Genomic DNA, 2,914 nt, shown 5'->3' on the forward strand with positions numbered 1-2,914 from the left:
CGCGCCTCCCGTACACCGCCCGCTCGGCGAGACGGGCCGGAGCGGCGGCAGCGCTTGCCAGCAGGACCCAGGCCAGCCTGCCGCCGTAGCCGGCGTCGCAACGGCCGTTCTCCCGCAGAAGACGCACCCACGCGGAGAACGGAGACATGGCGAAGGTGTGTCTGAACGGGGCGGAGGTGCGTGTGTCCTGCATCACGGATACGCCTCTTGCTGCGATTCGATCGCCCGGACAGGCCGCTGCGAACCGGCGACGGGACAGGACGGCACCGCACTACAGCAGCGGCAGGATGGCGCCGAACAGCACACCCTCGAACAGCGTCCGTTGCAGCACCAGTTCCAGGCTCACGTACACCAGCGCCCACACGGTCACGGCCGCGACCGCGCATCGCGTCCAGGAGAGCCGGGCGAAGCTGCGCAGGAAGAGCAGCATGTAGATGGGGATGGTGGGCTGGAAGCCGATGAGGATCACCAAGCCGCAGAAGACCCCGAGCCAAGCCACGATTGGGGCGGCCTTGGCCCAGGGCGCGACCTCCACGGTGTCGTCGGGCGCCGCGCTCGGGGAGAGCAGCTCTCGCCCGAGGCAAAAAAGGACGAACGCCAGGGTCGGGATACCCAAGACCAGGGGCACGAGCCCGCCTTGTCCATCGAAGCCGAAGGACGGGATGACCACCACCAGCACCACCCCCAGGTAGAGCAGGTTGACGATCACGTAGCTGTAGTTCACGCGTTTCATGGCGTCGTCGTTGAACGGGTGCGCAGCCGCGTGATCACCGGGACCGCCACCATGATCAGGATGAGGATCCACGAGATCACGCTGTCGAAGAAACCGAGATAGCTGCCGTCGTGGATCCGCAGCGTCAGCAGGAACGACTTTTCCGCCAGGTTGCCCAGCACGAAGCCGATGACCAGGGGCAGGATCGGCACGCCCGCCCGTCGCATGGCGAAGCCGAACACGCCCAACAGCACCACCAGCACCACGTCCCAGATGTTCTCCCGCAGGATGTAGGTGCCCGCCAAGGCCACCACCGCGATGATGGCGGACAGGTAGTGCACCGGCACCCGGGTGATGACGGCCAGGTAGCGGGCGGCCAGCAGGCCGACGATGCTGGCGAAAGCATTGGACACCACGTAGCCATTGAGCAGGGTCCAGATGAAGATGGGGTTGTCCAGGATCAACTGCGGTCCCGGCGAGATCCCGTGCATGATGAAGATGCTCAGGAGCAGGGCCATGGCCAGGCTTCCGGGAATGCCGAAGCTCAGGGTGGTGAGCAGCGCGCCGCCGTCCTTGGAGTCGTTGGCCGCCTCGCTGGCGATGACGCCCTCGGGATTGCCGGTGCCGAAAGTGTCGGGGCTCCTGGAGGACTGTACGGCCACCGTGTAGGCGATGAGGTTGGCGGTCTCGCCGCCCACCCCGGGGATAATCCCCACCAGGGTGCCGATGGACGAGCTGCGCAGCAGGCAGACGGCGTAGCGGAAGTTCTCCATCACTCCCTGCCACGCGCCCCGGATGCTGGCCTGGATGTTGTCGCGGGCGATGGTGCCGCCTTGGGCCGAGTAGTTGATCAGCTCGCCGATGGCGAACAGCCCCACGAAGAACGGGATCAGGGGAATGCCGTCCCACAGATACTCGCTGCCCATGGTGTAGCGGATGAGGCCGGTGGGCTCGTTGAGGCCCACCAGCGACAGCAGGATGCCGACCCCGCCTGCGATGAGGCCGTTAAGAAGCGAGCCCTGGCTCACCGTGGCGGTGGTGACCAGCCCGAACACCACGAGCCAGAAAATCTCGGGGTGGCCGAAGGCGATCACCAGCGGGCGCATGACCTGGATCAGCAGCGCCAGGATCACGAGGCCGAACAGCGCCCCCAGCAGGCAGGCCCCGGCAGAAAGCCCCAGCGCCCGCGCGGCTTCGCCGCGCTTGGCCATGGGGTAGCCGTCGAAGCAGGTGGCGGCGTTCACCGGGGTGCCCGGGGTGTTGAGCAGGATGGCGCTGATGGAGCCGCCGAAAGAGCTAGCGCCCATGATGCCGGAGAACAGGTAGACCGCGGTGATGGCGTCCCAGGTGAAGGTGAACGGCAGCAGCATCGACATGGCGAGGATGCCGCCGAGCCCGGGGACCGCGCCGAAGATCAGCCCGATGATGCTGCCGACGCACAGCGTCAGAATGACGTGCGGCTCCGAGATGGTGACCAGGGCGCCGCCGAAACCCTCAAACATGAACGCGGGTGTCCTGTGTCACGGGAGCGCCAAGGTCCGGAAGAGAGCGGCGCGACACGGTCCGTCAAGCCGGGACCGCATCGCGCCGCCATGGGCAAGGATCACTTGATGTACTTCTTGAGCAGAGGGGTGTTGTCCCCCACCAGGGCGATCATGTCGGCGATGAGCTTGGTGGTGTTTTCCCTGCTCAACGGCGCGACGATGTTGCCGTTGGCCTCGATCCTGTCCTTCAGCTTCGCGTCGTTGTTGACCTTCACCAGGGCCGCTTCTATCACGGACGCGATGTTGGCGGGGGTCTTGGGCGGCAGCGCGTAGAGGTTCTGCCCCACCAGCGAAGCCGATCCCAGTGCCGGGAACCCCTGTTCCACGCCGGTCGGGATGTCGGGGAACTTGGGATGCCGCTCCGGCAGGTAGACGACGATGGCCTTGGCCTCGCCGGACTGGACCGCCGTGGTCCAGCGCTTGGTCAGCGGCAGGTTCGTGATGGTGATGTCGCCGCGGATGATGCCCGTGATCAACTCGGGCCCCTTGAATCCGGCGATGAATTCCACCGGGAAGCCCACGAGGTTGGCGGTGATGACGGAGATGGGGAACGTGTTCCCGCCGGTTCCGGTGATGCCCGCCTTGATGGGTTTCTTGGCCGTCGTCATCTGCTTGAGCGACGTCCACTGGTCCTTGCCCGCCTTGGTGGTGGCCTGCA

The 2,914-nt window shown here is 66.2% G+C and carries 4 protein-coding genes; all 4 read right to left on the minus strand.

The window, feature by feature from the left end; all coding sequences use genetic code 11:
- Window positions 1–196: hypothetical protein (locus OXU42_00565; GenBank protein MDE0027883.1), on the minus strand; the 196-nt coding region annotated here is incomplete at its 3' end.
- Between the two features lie 75 nt (window positions 197–271).
- Entirely contained in the window at window positions 272–733 is a 462-nt protein-coding gene (locus OXU42_00570) for a hypothetical protein (GenBank protein MDE0027884.1), read from the minus strand.
- The gene (locus tag OXU42_00575) at window positions 730–2,214 is read right to left on the minus strand and encodes a tripartite tricarboxylate transporter permease (GenBank protein ID MDE0027885.1); all 1,485 of its coding nucleotides are present in this window, start codon (window positions 2,212–2,214) and stop codon (window positions 730–732) included. The genes OXU42_00570 and OXU42_00575 overlap by 4 nt, the downstream gene beginning before the upstream one ends.
- Window positions 2,215–2,315: 101 nt before the next feature.
- A partial coding sequence (locus OXU42_00580) for a tripartite tricarboxylate transporter substrate-binding protein (GenBank protein ID MDE0027886.1) occupies window positions 2,316–2,914 on the minus strand: 599 nt, incomplete at its 5' end.

This window comes from Deltaproteobacteria bacterium (assembly GCA_028818775.1).
Lineage (GTDB): Bacteria > Desulfobacterota > Binatia > UBA9968 > JAJDTQ01 > JAJDTQ01.